The sequence below is a fragment of the Macellibacteroides fermentans genome (assembly GCF_013409575.1).
Taxonomy (GTDB): Bacteria; Bacteroidota; Bacteroidia; order Bacteroidales; family Tannerellaceae; genus Macellibacteroides; species Macellibacteroides fermentans.
Genome location: NZ_JACCCY010000005.1, coordinates 1 through 21978, shown reverse-complemented (window position 1 = coordinate 21978; position 21978 = coordinate 1). Strand labels below are relative to the sequence as shown.

General features: G+C 39.2%; 13 protein-coding genes. 3 read left to right on the top strand and 10 right to left on the bottom strand.

Features of this window, described 5'->3' with window-relative positions:
• Window positions 1-71: 71 nt before the first annotated feature.
• Together F5613_RS14510 and tnpC are read left to right on the top strand one after the other, a co-directional pair.
• Window positions 72-593, top strand: coding sequence for a hypothetical protein (locus tag F5613_RS14510; protein WP_179400298.1), 522 nt, complete (start codon window positions 72-74; stop codon window positions 591-593).
• A gap of 193 nt (window positions 594-786) precedes the next feature.
• On the top strand, window positions 787-2388 hold the full coding sequence (gene tnpC / locus F5613_RS14505; protein ID WP_179400355.1) for an IS66 family transposase: 1602 nt from the start codon (window positions 787-789) through the stop codon (window positions 2386-2388).
• A 541-nt stretch (window positions 2389-2929) separates the two neighbouring features.
• Here tnpC and F5613_RS14500 read toward each other — a convergent pair.
• The 3 genes from F5613_RS14500 to F5613_RS14490 all read right to left on the bottom strand — a co-directional run bounded on the left by F5613_RS14500 (window position 2930) and on the right by F5613_RS14490 (window position 9794).
• Window positions 2930-4846: a SusD/RagB family nutrient-binding outer membrane lipoprotein gene (locus tag F5613_RS14500; protein ID WP_179400297.1), complete on the bottom strand. Its 1917-nt coding sequence runs from the start codon at window positions 4844-4846 to the stop codon at window positions 2930-2932.
• Window positions 4847-4886: 40 nt separating this feature from the next.
• Window positions 4887-8480: a SusC/RagA family TonB-linked outer membrane protein gene (locus tag F5613_RS14495; protein ID WP_218858944.1), complete on the bottom strand. Its 3594-nt coding sequence runs from the start codon at window positions 8478-8480 to the stop codon at window positions 4887-4889.
• Window positions 8481-8738: 258 nt separating this feature from the next.
• A complete protein-coding gene (locus tag F5613_RS14490) occupies window positions 8739-9794 on the bottom strand; it encodes a FecR family protein (protein ID WP_179400295.1) in 1056 nt (351 codons plus the stop codon).
• Window positions 9795-9955: 161 nt separating this feature from the next.
• Here F5613_RS14490 and F5613_RS14485 point away from each other — a divergent pair, with 161 nt between their 5' ends.
• Complete coding sequence (locus F5613_RS14485) at window positions 9956-10507, top strand: RNA polymerase sigma-70 factor (RefSeq protein ID WP_179400294.1); 552 nt, start codon at window positions 9956-9958, stop codon at window positions 10505-10507.
• A 106-nt stretch (window positions 10508-10613) separates the two neighbouring features.
• On the opposite strand, the gene F5613_RS14480 is transcribed toward F5613_RS14485, so the two are convergent.
• The 7 genes from F5613_RS14480 to F5613_RS14450 form a co-directional block, all read right to left on the bottom strand.
• A complete protein-coding gene (locus F5613_RS14480; protein WP_179400293.1) occupies window positions 10614-13091 on the bottom strand; it encodes an outer membrane protein assembly factor BamB family protein in 2478 nt (825 codons plus the stop codon).
• Window positions 13092-13108: 17 nt separating this feature from the next.
• Complete coding sequence (locus F5613_RS14475; RefSeq protein WP_179400292.1) at window positions 13109-14005, bottom strand: alkaline phosphatase; 897 nt, start codon at window positions 14003-14005, stop codon at window positions 13109-13111.
• A gap of 125 nt (window positions 14006-14130) precedes the next feature.
• Complete coding sequence (locus F5613_RS14470) at window positions 14131-15930, bottom strand: RagB/SusD family nutrient uptake outer membrane protein (protein ID WP_179400291.1); 1800 nt, start codon at window positions 15928-15930, stop codon at window positions 14131-14133.
• 13 nt (window positions 15931-15943) lie between these two features.
• Entirely contained in the window at window positions 15944-19336 is a 3393-nt protein-coding gene (locus F5613_RS14465) for a TonB-dependent receptor (RefSeq protein ID WP_246303427.1), read from the bottom strand.
• Between the two features lie 227 nt (window positions 19337-19563).
• Window positions 19564-20532, bottom strand: a complete 969-nt coding sequence (locus F5613_RS14460) for a FecR family protein (protein ID WP_179400289.1) — start codon at window positions 20530-20532, stop codon at window positions 19564-19566.
• Between the two features lie 79 nt (window positions 20533-20611).
• Window positions 20612-21163, bottom strand: a complete 552-nt coding sequence (locus F5613_RS14455) for an RNA polymerase sigma-70 factor (RefSeq protein WP_179400288.1) — start codon at window positions 21161-21163, stop codon at window positions 20612-20614.
• Window positions 21164-21356: 193 nt separating this feature from the next.
• The coding region (locus F5613_RS14450) for an SGNH/GDSL hydrolase family protein (RefSeq protein WP_179400287.1) at window positions 21357-21978 on the bottom strand (622 nt) is incomplete at its 5' end.

Genomic DNA, 21978 nt, shown 5'->3' with positions numbered 1-21978 from the left:
TTGACGTATGTATTCGGTGTAGTACGTGTCTTATTATATAGTATAATAGAGTTTCTTTGTCCTCAAAAAAAATGTCATATAGTGTATTGTATTATCCAGATCGTAATGAGAAGTTACTATCATTACTTTCAGAACGTAATTCATTTGATTCAGTATTATTTATTTTTGATGGTTGTCGGCGTTATAAATTTGAGAAAGAAGATTTAGGTATCCGCTCACCGGCTGATTTATTAATCCGTAACCGTGGTGTGCTTTCATTACTGAATCCAGAGTGGTCCTATTATCTTTACATGTTGCCCGAACGATCCACCTACAGTATCGACAGTCTATGCGGGAAAGTGAAGCGTTGTTGGGGATTTTATCCAAAAGAGGGAGAATGTCATGTGTTTGTAAGAAAAAATAAACATTCTTTGACCCTGCTCTACAGCCTCTCCGGCGAATATATCAGCATCCACCGTCAGCTTCGGCAGGGAGTACTTCGTCTTAAAAAAGAGGAAATTGCAGGGGGCTATCGGACTAGTGACTGGCAAGAAATCAACCGCTTGTTATCTGAGAAAAGAGAGGTTAAAAGAAGGCGGTTAAAAAGAGTGTAACATGCTTTATACAAGCGATTTAATATATGGTTTACTTGTTAAATCCATTGTTTTTACATATCTTTGTGGTATGAAAAAAGATCAGATACAAACTCTTCCTCCCTTGTCTGTAACACTCTCTTTAGAGGAGTATCAAGGCCTGTTGGACAGGCTTCGTTTGAGTGAACAGAAGGATCTGGAGTATGTGCAAAAGATCTTAGAGAATGAGCAAACTATCCGGGCGAAGGAACAAGAGATTCTTGATAAGAAACAAGAGATTCTTGATAAGAAACAAGAGATTCTTGCGAAAGAACAAGAGATCTATGAGAAGAAGCAAGAGGCCTTTGAAAGTAAGCTTGAACTTATAGAAGCGCAGGAAGAGATTGATCGCCTGCGCTGGAAGCTGGTCTGTTTGAATCGTTTCTGCTGGGGAAGCTCCAGTGAAAAACGACGGCTTCCTCTGGATCCTTCCCAATTAAGCATCTGCTTTGTTCAGTCTCCACAAAATGTGAATATAGAACAGGAGAAGCAGAAAGAACAGAAAGAGATAGAAAAGGACAAAGAATATTCCCGTTTTCGTAAAAGCTTCAAGGAGAAAAAGATCTCGCATGCACGCAAACCTATTCCTTCAGAACTTCCACGCATCAGCAAAGTTCTGGAGCCATCGGTTGATCTGAGCGGAGCGATCAGAATGGGGGAAGAGGTTACCGAGCGTTATGCTGTTCAGCCGCGCAAGTTGTATGTGGAGCAATTGGTACGCCCGCGCTACAAACTCCCTGATGGAAGTATTGTAATAGCTCCTCTTCCTACAATGGCCTATCCCCGGAGCAATGCATCGGAGAGCGCGTTGACCCATATCGCCGTATCTAAGTATGCAGACCATCTTCCACTAAACCGTCAGATAGAGATATTTTCACGCGAAGGGGTTCACTTGTCGGCTTCTACGGTCAGCAACTGGATGACTGCGACCGCCCAATGTATAGAGCCTATATATAATGAACTGCGTGAGACGCTGAAAGCGAGTCGTTACGTGCAGGCTGATGAAACTCCTCATAAGGTGTTGGAATCAGAGAAACCCGGATCGTTGCATCAGGGGTATATGTGGGTTTTTTATCTGCCCCATTGCAAAAGTCCATATATTGAATACCACCCGGGCCGTAGCTCTTCAGCGTTAGGTACACTGTTAAGTGGAAAGACCGAGATTGTACAAAGTGATGGTTATGCAGTCTATGATGTTTTCGACAAGCTGGAAGGGAAGATGCATCTGTGCTGCTGGGCCCATGTCCGGCGAAAGTTTGTAGAAGCCGAAAGCTATGATCCGCCATCGGCACGTTATGTGCTTGATGAAATTGGAAAACTTTATGCCGTGGAAGACGAAATACGGAAAAAAGAACTAACAAATGCCCAGGCAACCAACTTGAGGAAGGAAAATGCGTACCCGATAATTAAAGGGCTGGAAGTCTGGACAACAGAAAGCCTGCTGAAAACACCCCCTGACTCTCCACTTGATAAGGCAATACGTTATATGTATACCCGCTTTGAACAGCTATCTCATTATGTCAATGATGCCGAATTGGCTATTGACAACAACGCTGTGGAGCGTGCTATACGCCCAATTACCCTGAGCCGGAAAAATTGCCTCTTCTCCGGATCACACGATGCGGCACATACCGCTGCTATATTTTTCTCTTTACTGGGTGCATGTAAAGAAAACAACGTGAACCCAACACACTGGTTAATGGATTGCCTGACCAGGGTACAAAACTGTGATCCCAAAAATTACAAGGAACTATTACCTCATAACTGGAAAAAGTAATCTAAAAAATTATCTTGCTAAAGCTATAAATAGAATAATACTATTTTAGCACACGTACTACACCGAATACTTACCTGTTGACTTTGCATTCAACAGCTGTCAAACGAATAATTGCCTTAAGGATTCGGGATAGATGTATGAAGGGAAAAGACGAAAGAACTACCGGGAAAGGATTAGTTCTCTTATAGGTTGCAGATGCAAGACAGGTAAAGCAGGAATATGATGATATCGTGGAACGCTTACAATAAAAGTCGGGCGTAGGGAATATCAGATGACATATGACAGATAAAATGCATCCGTCACCGGCATCTATCATTCTCAACAACCCAGACAGGCAAAGGGTTCTGAGCTAAAAAATGACAAATAACAGATGTTTTTGCGATTAATTCATTCTGTGAAAGGGATGGGATGTTTATTCGATATATTAGTTCTTGAACTCATTCGGGGGGAGTTAACTGAATAAAAGAATCCCCGGCAAGTATACGTTTCCGTATTCCTGCCGGGGATTCAATGTATTGTTTAGTATCTATCTGATTCCAGATTAGAAATTAGGACCTGCACCAAAGTTAGGAGCACCCTTGTCTTGCCATACACGTTCTGTATTCAATTTTACAGGATCGTTGTTGGTTCCAACAGAGAATCCCTGACGAGCATAAGCAGCCATCTTGATGTCGTACATCAAGTCGCTCTTTTCTACAGCACTGATTTCGAAACGTCTTGGAATTACATAATCAACCGTTGGTGAGAATCTCACATAAGGAAGAATTGTACTGTTTGCCATAGGCACACCCGAGCGACGAGCACTTACGAACTGATCGTTAGGAATCATTACGAAGTGAATGTACTGTTGGATATAAACCTTTTCCAGGTCGGCAGCCTTGTTACCAGTCAACTGATAAGCAGGATTTGCAAGAAGCGTTTCAACTTCACCATCTTCCAACTTGATGCTCTTTTCGTTACGAGGATCTTCAACGCCATCTTTCTCTCCGTAATTAACATACACTGAATGATAGTAAGGAATCTTATTCAGGTTAGCCAACTTGTCGTAAGCTCTTACAGAAAGTTCCACACCATTCTTGAAATAATCAGCAGCTGTACCAGGAAGGTCGGCACCGATCAATTTCAATTCGGCAAGATACAAGTTCACTTCAGCAGAAGAATAGAACATACCATACCAAGGTTGGTCAACGATATCTTGAGTTACAGATACGTTTGGAGCATCCGGGAAGGTATAATCCTTCATACCTTGTACCATTTCGCGGTTGAAATAAGCATACGGAGTGTATGTTTTTTCTTTACCACCGATGCTGATTTTCCACAAGTTGCTGTCAAAATAATCTTTGTACTCACCCTTTTGAGAAGCCATAACTTCTACAGGGATACCATAGTAACGTACCCATGGTTCGCCGGCACCTTTCCACGCCTTGAAAACCTTCTTTCCGTTTACCACTTCGTAATCAACATTGGCAGCGATGTACGATGGCAATTCTTTGTTTGTATCGAAGAAAGCCTGAACAACCTTCGAGTTGAAATCGTTCTTCTGATAGAAGAAACGAACACGTGGGTCGCGGCTGTTGACCATCAGGTCGACCAATTGTTTGCTTGGTGCACCCATATATCCATCAACATCGTCGCCGAAGTGATATTCATTAGCACCTTTGTTGTAAACAAAATCGTCAGTCAATGAATTCATCAAACCTGCAGGGTTTGCAGCAGCTTCTTTCGCAATAGCCAAAGCTTTTGCTTTGTTCTGGTGTAACAAACGAACGGCAAGTTTAAGTTTAAGGGAGTTGGCGAATTTAGCCCATTTGGCGGCATTACCACCATATACAAAATCCTGAGCACCTAAGGCTGTCTGCGTAATTTGAGTACCATTCACAGTTACAGGGTTTGAAAGCACATTCACAGCTTCAACCAACTGATCGTACCAGATTGTATACAAATCTTCCACAGTATCATACTTTGGAGTAAGCAACATCGGGTTGGTATAACGAGCCATTACTGCTTCAGTATAAGGCATATCGCCATACATATCCGTATCAAACATTCCCAGGTAAACCAAAATAGGGCTGAACATGTGTTTAATATGTTCATATTTTGCAGCTTCGGCCGGATCCATATTGTCTAACAGGTAGCTAACTTCACGGGCACTTTTCAGTACATTTACTGTCATTTCACCCTGACCACCGGCTGCAATCATTACGTTGAACATATCACCGTTACTTCCTGTAGAAGCATACGATTGAACCCATTTGGAAGTGTTAGCTCCATTGTAAAACCAGGTGAGGTATCCCTGAGGTTCAAAATTCTGCAATCCGTTTGTGAAAAGAAACCGGATATCACCTTTGTTGATTACCGAAGGATCTGTATTTGTATCCGAAAAATCGTCTTTACAACCTGTCGAAGTGAACAAAGTCGTACCGATTAATGCGGCGGCTATAATTGATTTAAATCTCATCTTTTTTATTTGTTTTAAATTATACCTTTAAAATCTTAAATTAGAAGCCTACATTAATAGTAAACATGTAGTTAGCAGTATACGGGCTGAATGAACGCTCGCGGAATTCAGTTGCATCGTTACCACGAACACCTTCAGGATTTACATTGTTAGGCATTGTGTTGTACAGGTAACCAAGGTTACGTGCAGACAAAGCCAGGTTCATGCTCTTAGCGCCCAATTTGTTTGCAAAAGTCTGAGGAACACTGTATCCGAAAGAGATTTCGCGCAATGCGATATAATTTAACTTTGTTACCCAATCGTCGTTGATAGTACCCTGACCCCAACTGTTGTTGAAGTAATGGTAACCAGAAGCGTGTGAAGGTTCTACATAACCTTCAGCCATAGCTGCTTCGTAAGTCATACCTCCTACGTTTACAGAAGAACCGTTAGGTTGAGTAATCATTGTACCGGCAGCAAAAATACCATCAGGAATTACACCATCGCTGTAAGTCTTGCCATCATATTTACTGGTCCAAGTTATACCACCGTGTTCAGCATCACGGTATCTTAAGGATGTTTCTGTGTATCCGTAAGCCATACCGTAACGGTTGTTGTAAGATGCTACGTAACCACCAAAACGCATATCCAATGCAGCACGCATGCTTATGTTCTTATAACGAAGACCTGTTGATACAGAACCCAGGAAGTCTGGAGTCAATGATCCGATCTCTTCAATTTTACCGCTACGTGCATAATAAGCAGCACGACCCGTATTTGTGAAACGTAAGATTTTCTTTCCTGTAGCTTTGTCTACAGCTGGTTTCGAGTCTGTCAACAACAAACCGTAAGCACCACCCACCTGGGCAACAGAACCGATACGATAGTTACCATAAGCAACATCACCACGCAAAGCAATGTAATTTGCCACATTAGGGTGAAGTTCGATTACCTTGTTTTCGTTCTTTGTATAGGTGAAATCTAAATTCCATTCCCAATCTTTGTTACGGAAGGGGATTGTGTTCAATGCAATTTCCACACCCTGGTTCTGGATGTTACCAGCGTTGATCAACTGTTGTTTGATACCAGATACACTTGGAACAGAGATATCCATAATCTGATCCTTGGTGTTTTCTTTATAATAGGTAGCATCGATGTTCACACGGCTGTCAAGGAAACGCCAGTCGATACCTACTTCCCATGCATTCTTACGTTCCGGTTTCAAACTTGGATCGTACGCTTTTGTAGGAACAGACAAGTCATAGATGCTTCCGTTGCTCTGCAGAGTAGTTCCCAAAGTATAACCTTGGTTAATGTAGTACGATTGAGTATCGTTACCTACCTGCGCCCATGAAGCACGCACTTTACCCAATGAAATCCATTCCGGCATTTCGAAGGTTTCGCTCAACAACCAAGAACCAGAAACCGAAGGATAGAAGTATGAATAGTTACCAGAACGGTTGCTGTAAACCAATGCAGAAGACCAGTCGTTACGACCTGTTACATCCAGGAACAATTGATTTTTCCAAGATACGTTTGCTGCAAATACGGCAGATAACATCTGCTTGGTTCCGGAAATTTTAGAATCACCAGTAGAAACAGGGTTTTTACTGTTACTTAAGAAGTACTGACCCGGTACGATAAGACCACCTTCTGTCTTTACTGCCAAAGTCTGAACAAAGTTATTGTAGTATTCACCACGAATGAAACCACCCACGTTGAAATCGTTCACCGGTTTGTTGAAAGTAAAAGTACCCGCAACTGTAGTCTGCTCTTTTGTTAGCTGAGACAGTTTATAGCTACCCCCTTCATTGGCATAACCCTCACCCAGCTCCTTGCCTTCGGCACGGTTATAGTAGTAGTTCATGTTGGCTTCTGCCTTGAAACGAACCCAATCGGCCATTTTTACGTTCACTTCCAACATGGGACGAACAGCTGTTTCCTTCTGGGTGTATTCGTTTTCGTAAATACCAAACCAGGTACCTTTTCCAGGTACACTACCATAAGTATCACCATAGTTTGTGCTTGCCAAACCACCGTGTTCGCCTAAGTATTTGTTTCTGTACTGATCCGGATTATATGAACGGTTGAATGTTCCGCTTGCAAAACCTTCACCAATGTTAGGCTGTGCATTACGGGGTCTTGAATTGGCAAAGCTTACAGATCCTGCGATATCAACGATGTCGCTGATTTTGTGTGTAGCCTTCACCAACAAAGACAAACGGTCGAATGAGTTGTTTGGCAATGTTCCTTCTGCATACTTATATGACAAAGAAGAGAAGTAAGAAGTTTTGTCGTTACCACCCTGTACAGAAACGTTGGTGTTACTGTTGAAACCAAGGTCGTACATATCCTTAAAGTTGTTCTTCTGAGGGCTGTAGGTACCGATTGTCTTGTCGTACAATTCAATTTCGCTACCGTCAAACTTAGGTCCGTAAGACATACCCCAAGTATCGATCAACGTGTGCTTGCCCTGTGAGTTCAAAACAAACTGACCCAGGTTGTCAAACTTGTAATAGTTACCGTTTGCATCTTTCTGTCCGTAGTCAACATAACCGGCCATTGCACCTTCACCATAGATATTCTGCAGGTCTGGTGTAGCGAATACATGGTCGATACCGATTGTCTGAGAGAAGTTTACACCGAAACCTTTTGATTTACCACCACCTTTAGTTGTGATAACTACCGCACCGTTCAAACCACGTGAACCATAAAGAGCCGTTGCAGCCGCACCCTTCAAAACAGAAACTGTTTCGAAATCGTCCGGGTTAAGGTTCTTCAATTCGTTACCGTAGTCACCTGCGTTTGCAGACCAGTCGGCATCACCAACACTACCGGTTGAGTTGTCAAGAATTACACCGTCTACAACATAGATTGGCTGATTGTTGCCCTTCAACGTTGAAGCACCACGAATCTGAATCTTAGTAGAACCGAACATACCACCGTCTGAACCGCTGATTTCAACACCGGCAACCTTACCTTGCAATGAAGCAACCGGGTTGATAGTATTGTTCTTCAAATCGTCGCCCTTAAGTTCGGTTACAGCATAACCCAACGCTTTTTGCTCACGCTTCATACCTAAAGCGGTAACAACAACTTCGTCCAATACTTTTGTATCTTCAACAAGTTTTACGTTAAGAACCGGCTGACCTGTATAGCGAATCTCTTGTGTTGTATAACCGATAAAAGAGATCTGAATAGTCTGACCATTAGCTACATCCAATGAATAATTACCGTTGATATCACTAATCGTTCCATTGGTAGTACCTTTCACAATAACAGAAGCTCCTGTAACAGGACCCATCGCATCTGAGATAGTACCTGTAACCTTGTTACCAGCCTGAGGAACGTTTGCTACTTTTGTAAGGATTACATCTTTGTCAACTACCTTGTAAGCAACATCTGTTCCTTTGAACAGCTGATCCAGAATGGCAAATACATCCTTGTTTGTTGCATTTACAGAAACCTTACGATTAACGTTTACAAGCTTGCTGTTATAAAAAAAGTTAAAATCCGACTGATTTTCAATTGTTTCCAAAACATTCGCTACCGTCTGTTCTGACATATTGATTGTTAAAGCCGTATTTTGTGCGTATGACCCTGCTGCGAAAGCCGCATTAATGGATAAGCAAAGAAGAACTAAAGCTATCTTCATGACTTTTGTTATTTTGGGAGGCATTCTGAAAGAATCAGAAAATGCACGAACCGATTGTATATGAAATTTCTTTCTCATATTTTTGTAAGTGATTTAGATTTGTAAAAATATTTCATAAGCAAGTGAACGACCTGTTTGTGATATTTTTAGTACGGGAAGATGCTGGTAACGTCTTTCCGTATTTTTTTTATCACGGTCTGGTTTAATCATGTGTATTCTACATAGGCAGACTGTTTTATTTAGTTATACGATTTATAATTAGCTTCTTTTTCTCAATACGATCGTTGTATACTTTACACCTTCACTATCGTCTTTCTCGGACTGGTTTATAGTGTAATTTATATTGGATGATATTTTCAGGTAATCAAGAATCTGCGACAACTGCCGGTTCGAAAAAGTTCCGGTAAAATTGTAACTCCTGATTATAGGATCGGTCACTTCAAATTTCACATTATAGAAATGAGATAATTTCTTCAGCACTTCGGGTAACGGTGTATCCTTAAATACAAGCCGGCCATCCATCCACGCCGTATCAAATTCTGTATCCACAGTTTTAACCATCATATTTTTGGATAGATGATTAAAGTCGGCCTTTTCCGAAGGCTTCAACGACTGCTCAACCATTTTACCACTCTCATTTTTATATAACAATTTTACAGAGCCTTCTACCAAGGTTGTCTGAATATTTTCTTCATCCTGGTAGGCCTGCACATTAAATTCGGTACCCAATACACGGATATGCATATTATCGTCGGCCACACTTACAACAAAGGGTTGTTCTGCATTATGGCTAACTTTAAAGTAAGCTTCGCCCTTAAGTGCGACGCTACGCTCTTTTTCGTCGAAAGGAATAGTATAGGTAAGTGTACTGTTTGAATTAAGGTAGGCAGTAGTACCATCCGGCAGATGAATGTGTGTGCGCATCCCCGGATTGGCCTCTACAGTAATGAGCTGCGAAATCTGTTGAGCCGGTTTTTGTACTTTGGTAGCCAGCTTCGTAATAAACACTACCCCCGTAAGGCAAGCTGCAGCAACAGCAATCCGCTGGATCCACATTTTGACCTGTCTGCCCTTCTTACGCTTCTGCATAGACTCGAAAGCGGCATGCGGATCACGCGAGGCAATTCGTTGATGTGTACGTTGAGCAAAATAAATGCGACCAAGCTGAAGAACCGCCTGCTCGTTCTCTTCATTTTCCGCCATCCACTCTTCCACCTGCTTCCGTTCGGACGCAGAGGCTCTCCCCTTTATGTAAGAGAGTAAAAGAGATGCATTGGGTTCTCTTTCATTAACTATTAAATCTGATTCCACCATTTATTTGCTGTTACTGTTTATAAGACAATTTATAAGGGGCTATACCCTAAACATAAAAATAAAATTTTTCACATTATTTTCAATATTGATATTTCGCAATAAAATTATACCTTTGCATCCAAGGTTGGTAAAGAGGGATTTATAATCTGAATGTTATTTGAATGGACGAATCTGCATTGCTTGATGAGCTGAGAAGAGGAAACAATGATGCTTATAAACAGCTGTTTATAACGTATTACTCCCCTCTCTGCGAATTTGCCTCTCAGTATATTTCGGACGATGATGCCGAAGAATTAGTTCAGGAGCTGATGCTTTACATCTGGGAAACCAGAGAATCAATTATAATTGAAAGCTCACTTAAGTCCTATTTATTCACTGCAACCAAACATCGTTGTCTTAATTTTATTAAAAAAAACCAGTACCACGAGCAAGTTCACTCCTCCATCTACGAGAAATTAAAAGACCAGTTTGAAGATCCCGACTACTACCTTATAAACGATCTGACGGAACAGATTGAAAAAGCAATCAATGATTTACCCGAAAATTATAAAGAGACATTCACATTGAGCCGCTTTGGCGAGCAGACCAACGTCCAGATCGCAGCCATGCAAGGCGTATCGGTCAAAACCGTAGAATACAGGATCACCCAATCGCTCAAAATCCTCCGTATAAAGCTGAAAGACTACCTGCTGTTTGCCGCTTTTTTATTTTAAAAAATAAGTCGGCATATTAAACAGAAAATACGGGACAAAAGGTATTTTCAACCCAAAGTCCCATATTATTACATATATTCTTTAATAGCCTAGTTTAGGCCGTCTATCATTTAGCAGTAAAGGCATATACATTTCCGGAAAAGTCGGCTGCAATCAGTGAATTTCCAGATATGGCTACAGTAGCAAAAACGGGTGCACCTGTTATGTGTTTCCATATTAATTTACCACTCTCTTTATCTACTCCATAAATTGTTCCATCCGAAGCTCCGAAATAAACAGTATTACCCGACAATACCGGGCTTGTTTCTATAGAAGCAGAAGGACTTCGGGTATATGGAGCTGTATATACCAAAGAAGCTTCGGTTTTGAATGTCCATTTATGCTCCAGAGTTTCGCGATCCAGAGCAATCAAGCCCGATTGAGAAGTACCGAAGATCACTTCTTTATCCGTTACCAGAGGAGTAGAAGTTACATCAACTTTAACAGATAGATCTTTCCGAACTACAACTTTCCCGCTTTTCGCGTCCAAAATAAAAAATGAATTACGAGAAATAATGTATAACAACCCATCTTGTATAGCAGGTGAAGCACCGCGGTCGCTAAGTCCGTTTTGCGAATTCATCCACAGCAATTTTCCGGTCGAAATATCATTACCATAAAGAGCACCCCATTGTGTACCCGTAATCAATACATTTCCTCCAACTGTCCATGTAGAAGTAGCGCCTTCTCTTTGTTTCCAGTCTGTATTGGACCATACTGTTTTTCCTGTTTCGGAATCTACAGCACACAGGCCCAAACCCGTACCTGCATAAACGATGCCTTTAGATACAACTAAACCCTCAATCAGTGCTGGCAAATTATTTACATTAAGCTTTTTTTCCCACTTTATAACTCCCGAAAAAGCATCAATACCATATAAATAACCTTCCACATCTTGGGCCATTATAAGTCCGTTTGAAGCAACGATGGTGTTCTTTATCGAATTCCGGACCGAACACTTCCATTTAATATCTCCCGTTAATCCGTTTAAAGCAAAAACGACTCCTTCTCCAAGCAAGTTTTCGTCTACGGAAGCAATGTATACATTTCCTTCGTAGATAAGAGGTGAGGACATAAAAATAGTGGCCCCCACATTTTTAATCCAGGCCAAAGACAAGGGAGGAACCAATGTGTCTGAAGCAATACCAATATGCTCTGCATTTCCCAACAGGTTATTCCAGTCCTTACCAAACTTTACCTGATTTCTATTTATTGGAGAATATCTAAAGCTTTCTTCTGTTTCTGCTTTCTCTCCATTGCTGAAGAGAGACTTTACCCGAACTGTTATATCGTGACTATCCTTCAACTCCGACAATGAAAGTTGACCATACCAACTCCAATCTGTCTGTTTTTTAAGGTGCTTGGGAGCACTCTCCCCTTTACCGTCAATCGAATAAGTGTAGGAAACTTCTTTAACAGGAGATACAGTTGAATAAGCATTAACAGACAAAGGTATTGAACCTGATGGATATAAAGAAGGGTAACCATTCCCCAATGATGCAATTTTAATTAATTTATCCAGATACGTATATCGTAGTTCTGAAACAAAATCACCCTTTCCATCTACATGCATCACACGAAAAGCCGAAGTGGAATGATCAATCCCCCCTTTGTCTAAAGCTGCCGTTGAAACCGCATACACTTCGCCCTGTTTTTTGATGTAATTGATATGCCAGTGACCAAAAAGCCATGCTTTAAGGTTATGCTCATTCAGATTAATAAATTCTTTATCATTGATTCCATAAATAAATTGGTCTTTATTCGTAAGCAAATCATGATTAAAAACCATGACCGACTTATCTTTACGAACCAATGCTAAATCATTCTTCATCCAGCGATAGACATCTTCTTTTTTGTATCCGGGCGTATAATCGCCCCCAAGCATAGGAGTAACAATATAGTGAACGTTCCCCATGTCGAACGAATAATAAACCGGTCCATACAAACTTTCAAACAATTCTTCGCCGTAAGCTCCTTTCACCAGATCGTGATTGCCGATACAATAAAACATCGGACAGTCCATATTTGCTGTATTCATCAACCGAATATGATTTTTCAATCCGTTGTCGTAGCAAATATCTCCGGTATGAATAATAAAGGCTACCTTTTCGTTCGCAGCGTAATCGCGTATATTACCGGCCCAGCCTTCGTTATTTTCTGTATTAAAAATTTCTGTATCCGAAATATGGACAAATTTATGACTCCCATCTTTTTTAATTCTATCATTATTCACCTGCAAGCCAAAATCGAAATTACCTTTATGGTCGGCAATCTTCCGATAATGTTTATTATCGCTTCGGTAACCTGATGGCGTGGTGATAAATATAAAACGTTCTTTTGAATGACCTGATAATGAAAACGAACCATCAGCTCCTGATTTCACCACATTCAATCCATCAGACACACTCACCCCCTTTAGAGGTTTTTCTCCTCTATCAAAAATTCCATTTCTATTTGAGTCTACAAAAATTCGCCCGGTATGGATTGCATGCACATTGAACGAGAAACACCCTAAAAAGCACAGCCCTGCAATTAATTTATTCATTTACGTAGTAATCTCCTTTATTTATTAAAAATCGACATTATGGGACGAGCAGTCCAGACTTGTGGTTGCTTTACTCCCAGCAAATAAGCCATTGTTCCACCGATATCGTAAACCACATTGCTTTCTTCTATAGTAAAACCTTTTCTTATATTTTTACCATAGAAGACTACTGGTCGTTGCATCTCTTCCATTGTAACGCCTCCATGTCCTGTTTTTATTCCTCCGTGATCCGACGTAACAATAATTACGGTTTCATTCATTATACCGGACTCTTCAACCGCTTTTACAATTTCTGACAGAGACTTGTCCAGTTCAGTAAGTTTGTTCATATATTCCGGCGAACTCCATCCCTTGCTATGTCCCACACCATCGGGTTCGTGATAAATAACTGCACAAAGATTGGGTTTCTTTTCCTTAATATATTTTATTGCCGGAACTGTACAATCTGTTGTATGAAGTCTATAATTAATCGCCAAAGTATCCACCAAATAATTCATCCCCTCCCATTCGAAAATATAACCAATCTCTGCTTTAGGTGTTTTATCTCTGTACAAACCAAATATATTAGGAAAACGATTATCGCTGTTCACTACTCTTGAAGGCAGTTCAGGCTTTTGAGAGCCCCAGGTCGTATAACCATGCAGCTCTGTTCCGGCTCCCATAAACATGGATGCCCAATTACATGCGCTACTTGAAGGAAGTATTGTTCTACCCTCCAAGGTTGAAGAGCCTTCAGACATTAATTTCCTGAGTGTAGGCATATTAGCTCCATCCCGTATACTCTTAGCGCTTAACCCGTCGAAACCAATTAATATAACATGTTTTGGAAGTTCCTTTGCTTTATTTGCTTTCTGGCCGTAAGAAACACCCACTATCAACAACATGTAACATAAAATAATCATCTTTCTTTTCATTTCACTATAAATTATGTAATTAATATACCCCATAATATTTAAATATTAGAAAATTCCTGTATTCTTTTGCCAGCATACTGACAAGAAAAATAGCAGGAATTTTCACATAGAAATAGTTTGGCGAATTATTTCCAGTATTTGTTCTGAATAAGATTTTCGTTAATAAGAATATCTTGCTGATCTAAAGGATAATAATAATATTGAGGTTCTACAAAATGAAACTTGTTAACCTGGGAGATCTGACGCACATATCCCTTTGTTCCTTCTGTTAATTCGAACGTATTTCCTGCCAGTATATATACAGTTAGTTTGTATTTCTCTTTGTCGGCCTGAGGAATTTGATTTGCATCAGCCTGCGTTGCAACTACAGCAATATCAGGCACTCCATCACCAGTCACATCTCTGTAACCAAGTTTATCAATATAACAACCTTCCGGAGCTCTTTCAAGTAATTTACCATTTCCCCACCGCATTAAGTCTCCAAATCTAAACCCTTCGCAAGCCAATTCAATTCTACGTTCACGTCTGATTTCCAGAACAGCACCCTTTTGTTGAGAGCTCACATTTGAGTAACGGTTTGCCTGAACAGGATCGATAGTAGTCAGCCATTCAGAGAGCGTTGAAGTGGGCACGCCTGCTCTTTGTCTGATTAAATTAATTGTTGCATCCATGTCGGCCTGCGTAAATGTACCCAATTCTGCTTTTGCTTCGGCATACATCAGCAATACTTCAGCATAACGAATAACCGGTAGATCTGTATAAGATAATCCCCATGATATCTGATCATACGACCGGGGACTAAATTTAACCTGAGGATAACCACCTAAAGATAATTTAGGACGCGCAGGCAAAGGAGCTCCGGCTCTGGTAAATCCTGGCATCATAAATGTTTGACCCAGACGAGGATCTCTGTTGTCAAAAATTTCAAGAACAGTTTTCTTGTCATAATTTTCCACCTGCTGAAAAGGAATGACTTTACCATCCTTTATAAACAAATAATCTTCCATTAGATCGCGTGAAAGACTGGTAGTCCAATCAAACATAGCTTGTGCATTATGCATTCGGCCCAAAGTCTTATCGTAATCCTCAATTAAAATCATTTCTGAATTCTGTGTAAGATCTAAACTACAAAACAATGACTCGTATGCCGGGATATCCCCCTGCTTTACTTTTGATAATGAATAGATTTTACTATCCATAATTTTTTTACAAGCATCTTCTGCAATTTTAAGATATTTATCCCCATCAGTCAAGTTGAGCTCTGGATGATACTTTCTGAATGTTCCTTCATAAAGTGCTATCCTTGCTTGAATTGCCAGAGCTGCATTTTTGAAAATTCTTGTTTTACTTGACCCACTTTTTATATTATTGACGGCAAAATCAAGATCTGCCATGATCGAATCAACAACCAGGGTTCTCGAATCTTGGGTCTTATACAATAACTCAGTGTCTGTCGTTTGCAAATCGCGTCCGTACCAAGGTACATCAGAATACTTTTTCACCAATTCATAATACAATTGAGCTCTGAATAATCTGGCGACACCAATATAATGGTTAGTCTCAATCGGATCGCCCTGAACTCTGTTTGTTCTACTTAACATATAGTTAACAGTACGAATTCTTGTCCAACTGCTGCCCCATTGTCCAGCATTCTTTTCATTGATTTCTCCTCTCATCATACTATACATTGAGGAATTTTCAATATAGACAACATTATCCGATACAACATCCCAGTAATTTGAACCTATATAACCATACATGCCGTTTGTATAGGCTTCCAAATCCTTGGGCGAATTAAAAAATACTTTATCAGTAATAGAAGTCTCTGGAAAGCGATCCATGTACGAGTCATTACAACCAGCCAAAGACATTATACCTGCAACGCAAAAAATAATTTTTGCTATTTTGTTTATATTTAATTTCATAATTAATTTAATATTAGAATGTAACATTTAAACCAAATGAATACGAGCGTTGGAATGGATAAGTAAAATTACCCAAGGTTTCGGGATCAACTTTATAATTTTTATACAATCCGGAAATTTCACCCAAGTTATCGCCAGAAAAGAATATTCTTAATCTATCTACACCAACTTTGTGAGTGAGCTGTTTGGGCAAAGTATAACCAAAAGTAAGATTCTTCAAACGTGCATATGCGGCATTCTGCAAATAACGGGTTTGAGGAAGTCCGGCTTCTTTACTTCCTTGTTCTGCAACATACGATTTAAACCGGGGAAAATAAGCGTTGGGGGTTTCTTCTGTCCAACGATCTGAATAATTTCCAACTGTAACATTTGTCCAAGGTTGAGCATATATCCCCCAAAAGAACAGGTCTCCCGTTCCTGGCATGTAATCTTTTTTACCTACCCCTTGTACAAACAAACTTAAATCAAAGCCATTCCATTCTGCGGACGTGCTAAATCCGAAAGTAAAACGAGCACGGTTATTACCTATTACGTGATAATCACCATGATCATCGGTAGTCCATTTACCCCAATCAATCTTACCATTATTATCTCTATCTTCAAATTTCAAATCTCCGGGAGCCAAAGGTCTTGTACCGGGATATGAAGTCACTAAAAGCTGATCGGCATGGTTTTTAATATCATCCTCCGAAGTAAAGAACCCTTGAGTGGTTACACCCCAAATTTCACCAATCTGCTGACCTTCATAATAATCATCGAGAGAGCCGGTTTTATTTGCAAATTTTGTAATCCAGGCCCGACTGTCGGCCAAATTAAAATTAACATTATATTGTAAAGGCTTACCTGCAACATTAAACTGGTCTTTCCATCCTAATGTCACTTCCCAGCCTTTAGTTTTTAAGTCGGCTGCGTTTTCCTTCGGTACACTTGTTCCCAGCACACCAGGTAAAGTTGAACCGGCAGTGAGCATATCTAACGTACGTCGGATATAGGCATCAGCACTTACTGTAAGTTTATTGTTCAAGAAATTTATATCTAAACCAATGTTTTGGGTGATAACCTTTTCCCAAGTAAGATTACCAGACACCAAGCCCGGAGCCGATACATAAACAGGTTGTTTACCGTCCAATATTTGAGATGTTTTACCTGATCCCATTGTTGCTAAATAGGCATAATCACTCACATCCTGATTACCCAGACTTCCATAAGATCCTCTTACCTTCAGGAAGCTTACAACATTTTGAAGAGGTTCAAAAAAATTCTCTTTACTAACAACCCAGGCCAAAGAACCTGAAGGATTAAATGCAAATCGTTTAGTCTCCGGGAAGCGCGAAGTTCCATCATATCGACCATTAAACTCAACAATATATTTATCATTAAATGTATAGTTAAAACGGGCAAAAGAACCTCGAAGCGCCCATGTAGAAATAGTTTGTCCAACATTCATATCTCCTGTACCCAGATTAATGGATGGTAGGGAATTCGATATTAATTCTTTTCGGCTTGCCGACATTATATCATATCTGTATTCTTCCTGATTAAAACCAATTAATGTTGTTATTGAATGTTTCTTATTAAATGTTTTCTGAAATGTTCCATAAACATCAAACAAAAGATGTTTAACATTTGCATTATCACCCCAAGCGCTACTTACTTCATCATAATAGCGGGCGGGTAAATCAGGACCATTGTAATAAGTTACCGGAATACTATAACCATTATTCTTAATATTTTTACTCGTGTATGCAAAGTTTCCATTTACAAAAAGAATATCTTTGATAAATTCTACTTTGGTTGTAAACTGCGTAGACAAGTTTGTGTCGTATTTTTTATTTCTACCACCATCTCTCAAACGACCCAAAACGGATGCTCCAGTTGCAGTCCACGTACCATCTGGATTCAAAGGTACATCCATCGGGCTTTTTCGATTTATTTCACGATAAGCAGTCGACATATAACCTGAATAATCATAATCCGAAGTAACAAAATTTGTATTATTACCAACACTCCACCATTTTGTTAATTCAAAATTCAGTTTTGAATGTATATTATAACGATTATACTTATCAGTACCATATTTCACCATTCCATCCTGAAAGTTATAATTACCTGATAAATAATAGCTCAATCGATCCGTCTTCCCGGAAATATCCATACTGTGAATCGTTGAGAATCCAGTATTTTTAAAAGCCTCATTCATCCAATCGGTTGTACCAAAGTAGCTATATGTACCGTCGGGATTAATAAAATACGGGTCTGTATTATCTGGATCTTCCGAACGTTTTTTTGCGTAGGCTAATTGCTCCTCATTGTATAAATTGTACCAGGGAGCAGACATGGTATTGCGGGTTGTAGCAATAAGATATGGATCAGTTACGATTTCGGGCATCCGTGTAATTGTTCTCATTACAAAATTATTATTGTAATTGATTGTTAGCTTCTCGTTTTTACCAGATTTCGTTGTGACCAAAATTACACCGAAGGCTGCACGTGAACCATATATAGCAGATGAAGCTGCGTCCTTAAGCACTGAAACATTTTCAATATCAGAAGGATTCATTCTATTTAGCTGATCTTTATCAGAAACAATTCCGTCTATTATAATTAAAGGTGTTCCTCCATTTAACGATGTTGTACCTCGAATATTAAAAGAAGGAGATTCGTCGGCTTTTCCACTTCCAATACTTACATTCATATTAGCTACAGAACCCTGCAAAGCCTGACCAACATTTACAACCGGTCGGTTTTCCAAAGTTTTTGTGGCAACAGTAGCTACAGCACCAGAAAGATTAACTTTTTTCTGAACCCCATAACCCACTACAACAACCTCATCCAAAGCCTTTGAATCCTCCTTTAATATAATACGAATGGTATTTTCATTTTTTACGAGTATCTGTTGCGATACATATCCTAAAAATGATATTTCCAGGATGGAACCCTTACCAGCATTAAGGCTGAATTTTCCATCCATATCAGTAACAGTTCCATTACTGGTCCCTTTTATCATTACATTAGCACCTATTATTGCCTCTCCTGTTTCGCTGACTATAATTCCGGTAATCTTAGTTGCTTGTTGAACTATGTTTTTTTCTGTCTTGTCGATAGTATTTTTTTGCTTTATCAAAACCTGTCGATCTATAACTTCGTAACTATAACCAGTGTTTTTAAGCACTTGCGTTAACAACTCTTCTAAAGAACCATTCTTTACATTTACGCTAACCTTCTTATTGATATCAACAAGGTTGTTATTAAAAAAGAAGGTAAATTCGCTTGAGCCCTCTATTTCTTTCAAAATATCTATGATAGTACTATTCTGTTTCTGTATAGTTACTTTAAAGCTTTGTGCGTATGTAGACGCAGTTATACTACAGATAGCAACCATCAATAAAAAGGTTGTAATTTTCATGATTCTTATTGTTTTTGTTAATAACGGGACACAATAATCCCAAGTAAATGATTTTTTCATATTTTTGCGTGTTAGTAATTAATATTTGCAGGTTATTGGCCTCGACTCCTTGTTCCTGCGAATTATTAGATTAATATGTTGGAGGATATTCGTATCCTTCAACATTTTTCGTATCACGAATCATTATCAAAGTCCATATTCATTCTGATTTTAATGGTTAACACAATTTAATTAATCAGGTATAATTCATAATTATCCCCTGCTTTCCTATATTTGATTGGCGATGAGTTATTAAGCATATATAATATTCGATCCAAGGATTCATTTCTTACTTTAAATGTGAAGCGATACGTATTTGCTAAATCTTTTTGACAAAAGATCTTTTGTCCATACCACTTTTCCAGACGAGGGATGATCATTGACAACTTTTCATTTTCAAAACTTAAAATTCCCAGATTTCTCCAATCAGAATATTTAGTTGCATTGACCTTCTCTATGGAGATTCTGGCATCACTTCTTGAAAGCGTTAATTTATCATTGGGATTTAAAATTACCTCTCTCTTATGATTACCATGTAAAAGATCAACTTTTACTTTACCATTTAATAATACGGTTTCTATACTGTTTTCCATTTCATAGCTAAACACCTCAAAAGCAGTACCCAAAGCGGTAACATCCATATCTTTTGTTTTAACTACAAATGGTTTACTTTTATCCTTGGCTACATCAAAAAAGGCTTGTCCTTCCAATTTAACTTCTCTGGTTTTTCCATCAAATTCCGAGGGATAAACCAATTTGCTTCCAGGACCCAACTGTACCTGAGAACCATCTGGAAGCAATATTGATTGCATATTCTGGATTCCAGACGTTGCAACAAACATTGTATTACTGGATTGATCGCGGGAGAGTATCCAGGCAAAACATCCAATGCCAATAAGCAGCAGAATTGAAGCCGCAATGCTGTATATTTTATAATACTCATAAGTCTTCGCTTGTTTACTTTCCCATAATTCCTTTTGTATTTTAGCCCAAATACGATTCATATCTGTTTTATCCTTTGCTGTAGCATCTTGGGCGTCTTCCCATTGCTTTTCCAATACATTAGAAAATAACTTTCCTGAATGCAACTTTTCCTTTTCAGTTTCATTCATTGAATTGTTTAGTATTTTCTTTATATATATTTTATTTACTGTCATCTTTTCATTCTTTGATACATATATAAATACACGTAAGAGACTACCATCCCCTACTCAACTATAAAAATAAAATGATTAATTACTGTCCGAGAAGAAAAACGGTAAGCAAAATAAGGTTTTGTCTTAAAAATTTAATGGCAGATGATATCTGATTTTCAACAGTTTTTTCCGAAATATTTAGTTGGGCTGCAATCTCTTTATAGGATAGATTTTCCTTCCGACTCATATTAAAAATCAGTTGTCGCTGCGGAGGTAGGTCTGAAATAAGCTGATCAATATATTCACGTAAATTATTGGCTTCTATTTCGGCTTCCATATCATACGATTGTTCCAAAGTAGAAAGCACTGTCATTTTATAAAAGTCTTCATTAAAATTTTTTCGAGACTGATTAAAAATAAGATTTCTGGTTATAATAAAAAGAAGTCCTTTAAAATTATCATCCTCACGGATAAATTCACGGGTTTCCCATACCTTTACAAACACCTCCTGAACGACCTCCTCGGCGGCCTCTCTGGTAGTTAAATAAAGACGACTAAAGTTATAAACCTGACTCCAGTATTCCTGATAAAGAAGCGTAAAAGAATCTTTATTTCCGGTCTTTAATGTTTGTAAAAGCTGTTTCTGATCCATTTCTATTTTACTTCGTTACAAAAGTATAACAATTATTTAAAAATGTATAGAAAGAGCATACTATTCACAAGTATATTCTAAAACCGAGAAATGACCACCTACTGTTTGTGGTATTACAATTCTAAGAAAAAATACCACTGCCACCTCCCGAAAAGCAGCAATGGTATTTTGTGCATATCCTTAAATAACTTGTTTATTTAAGCACTTTCTGAATGGCTTTCTGAACAATGTTTTCCATTATCTTATAGGCTTCCAGTGTGGGATGTACCTCATCATACGAATATTTAGAAGGAAGTCCATTTCTTTCGTCCTTCAATACAGAATGATAATCCACATACACCAGGTTATGCTTATCCGCATACGCCTTGATCATTTCATTCAGTTTAATGATTTTACCGGCAGGTTCCATTCCTTTACGCCAGCCGAATTCGTAAGCAGGCATTACCGAACAAAGAATCGGGGTAATTTTATTGAACCGGGCAAGTTCTACCATGGAAACGATATTTCCGAAGGCATTCTCCAACGAAATATATCCGTTGTTTTGAGCGATATCATTTGTTCCGGCCATGATTACCACCACTTTCGGTTTTAAGTTGATCACATCGGCACGGAATCGGACAAGCATCTCGGAGGTAGTCTGACCACCGATACCTCTGTCTACATAGCCGTTCGAAATAAAAAAGGCCGAATCTGCCGGCCACCAGCCATCGGTGATGGAATTACCCATAAACACCACTTTAGCCGGAACCTTCACATTTTTGTTGGCTTCCGCATACCGATTAAACTGAGCCCAATCCTTCACCTGAGCAAAGGCT

Coding starts and splice junctions, on each gene's coding strand:
- F5613_RS14510 (WP_179400298.1), top strand. CDS start 72: ATGTCATATAGTGTATTGTATTATCCAGATCGTAATGAGAAGTTACTA.
- F5613_RS14500 (WP_179400297.1), bottom strand. CDS start 4,846: ATGAGATTTAAATCAATTATAGCCGCCGCATTAATCGGTACGACTTTG.
- F5613_RS14495 (WP_218858944.1), bottom strand. CDS start 8,480: ATGAAGATAGCTTTAGTTCTTCTTTGCTTATCCATTAATGCGGCTTTC.
- F5613_RS14490 (WP_179400295.1), bottom strand. CDS start 9,794: ATGGTGGAATCAGATTTAATAGTTAATGAAAGAGAACCCAATGCATCT.
- F5613_RS14485 (WP_179400294.1), top strand. CDS start 9,956: ATGGACGAATCTGCATTGCTTGATGAGCTGAGAAGAGGAAACAATGAT.
- F5613_RS14480 (WP_179400293.1), bottom strand. CDS start 13,091: ATGAATAAATTAATTGCAGGGCTGTGCTTTTTAGGGTGTTTCTCGTTC.
- F5613_RS14475 (WP_179400292.1), bottom strand. CDS start 14,005: ATGAAAAGAAAGATGATTATTTTATGTTACATGTTGTTGATAGTGGGT.
- F5613_RS14470 (WP_179400291.1), bottom strand. CDS start 15,930: ATGAAATTAAATATAAACAAAATAGCAAAAATTATTTTTTGCGTTGCA.
- F5613_RS14465 (WP_246303427.1), bottom strand. CDS start 19,336: ATGAAAATTACAACCTTTTTATTGATGGTTGCTATCTGTAGTATAACT.
- F5613_RS14460 (WP_179400289.1), bottom strand. CDS start 20,532: ATGACAGTAAATAAAATATATATAAAGAAAATACTAAACAATTCAATG.
- F5613_RS14455 (WP_179400288.1), bottom strand. CDS start 21,163: ATGGATCAGAAACAGCTTTTACAAACATTAAAGACCGGAAATAAAGAT.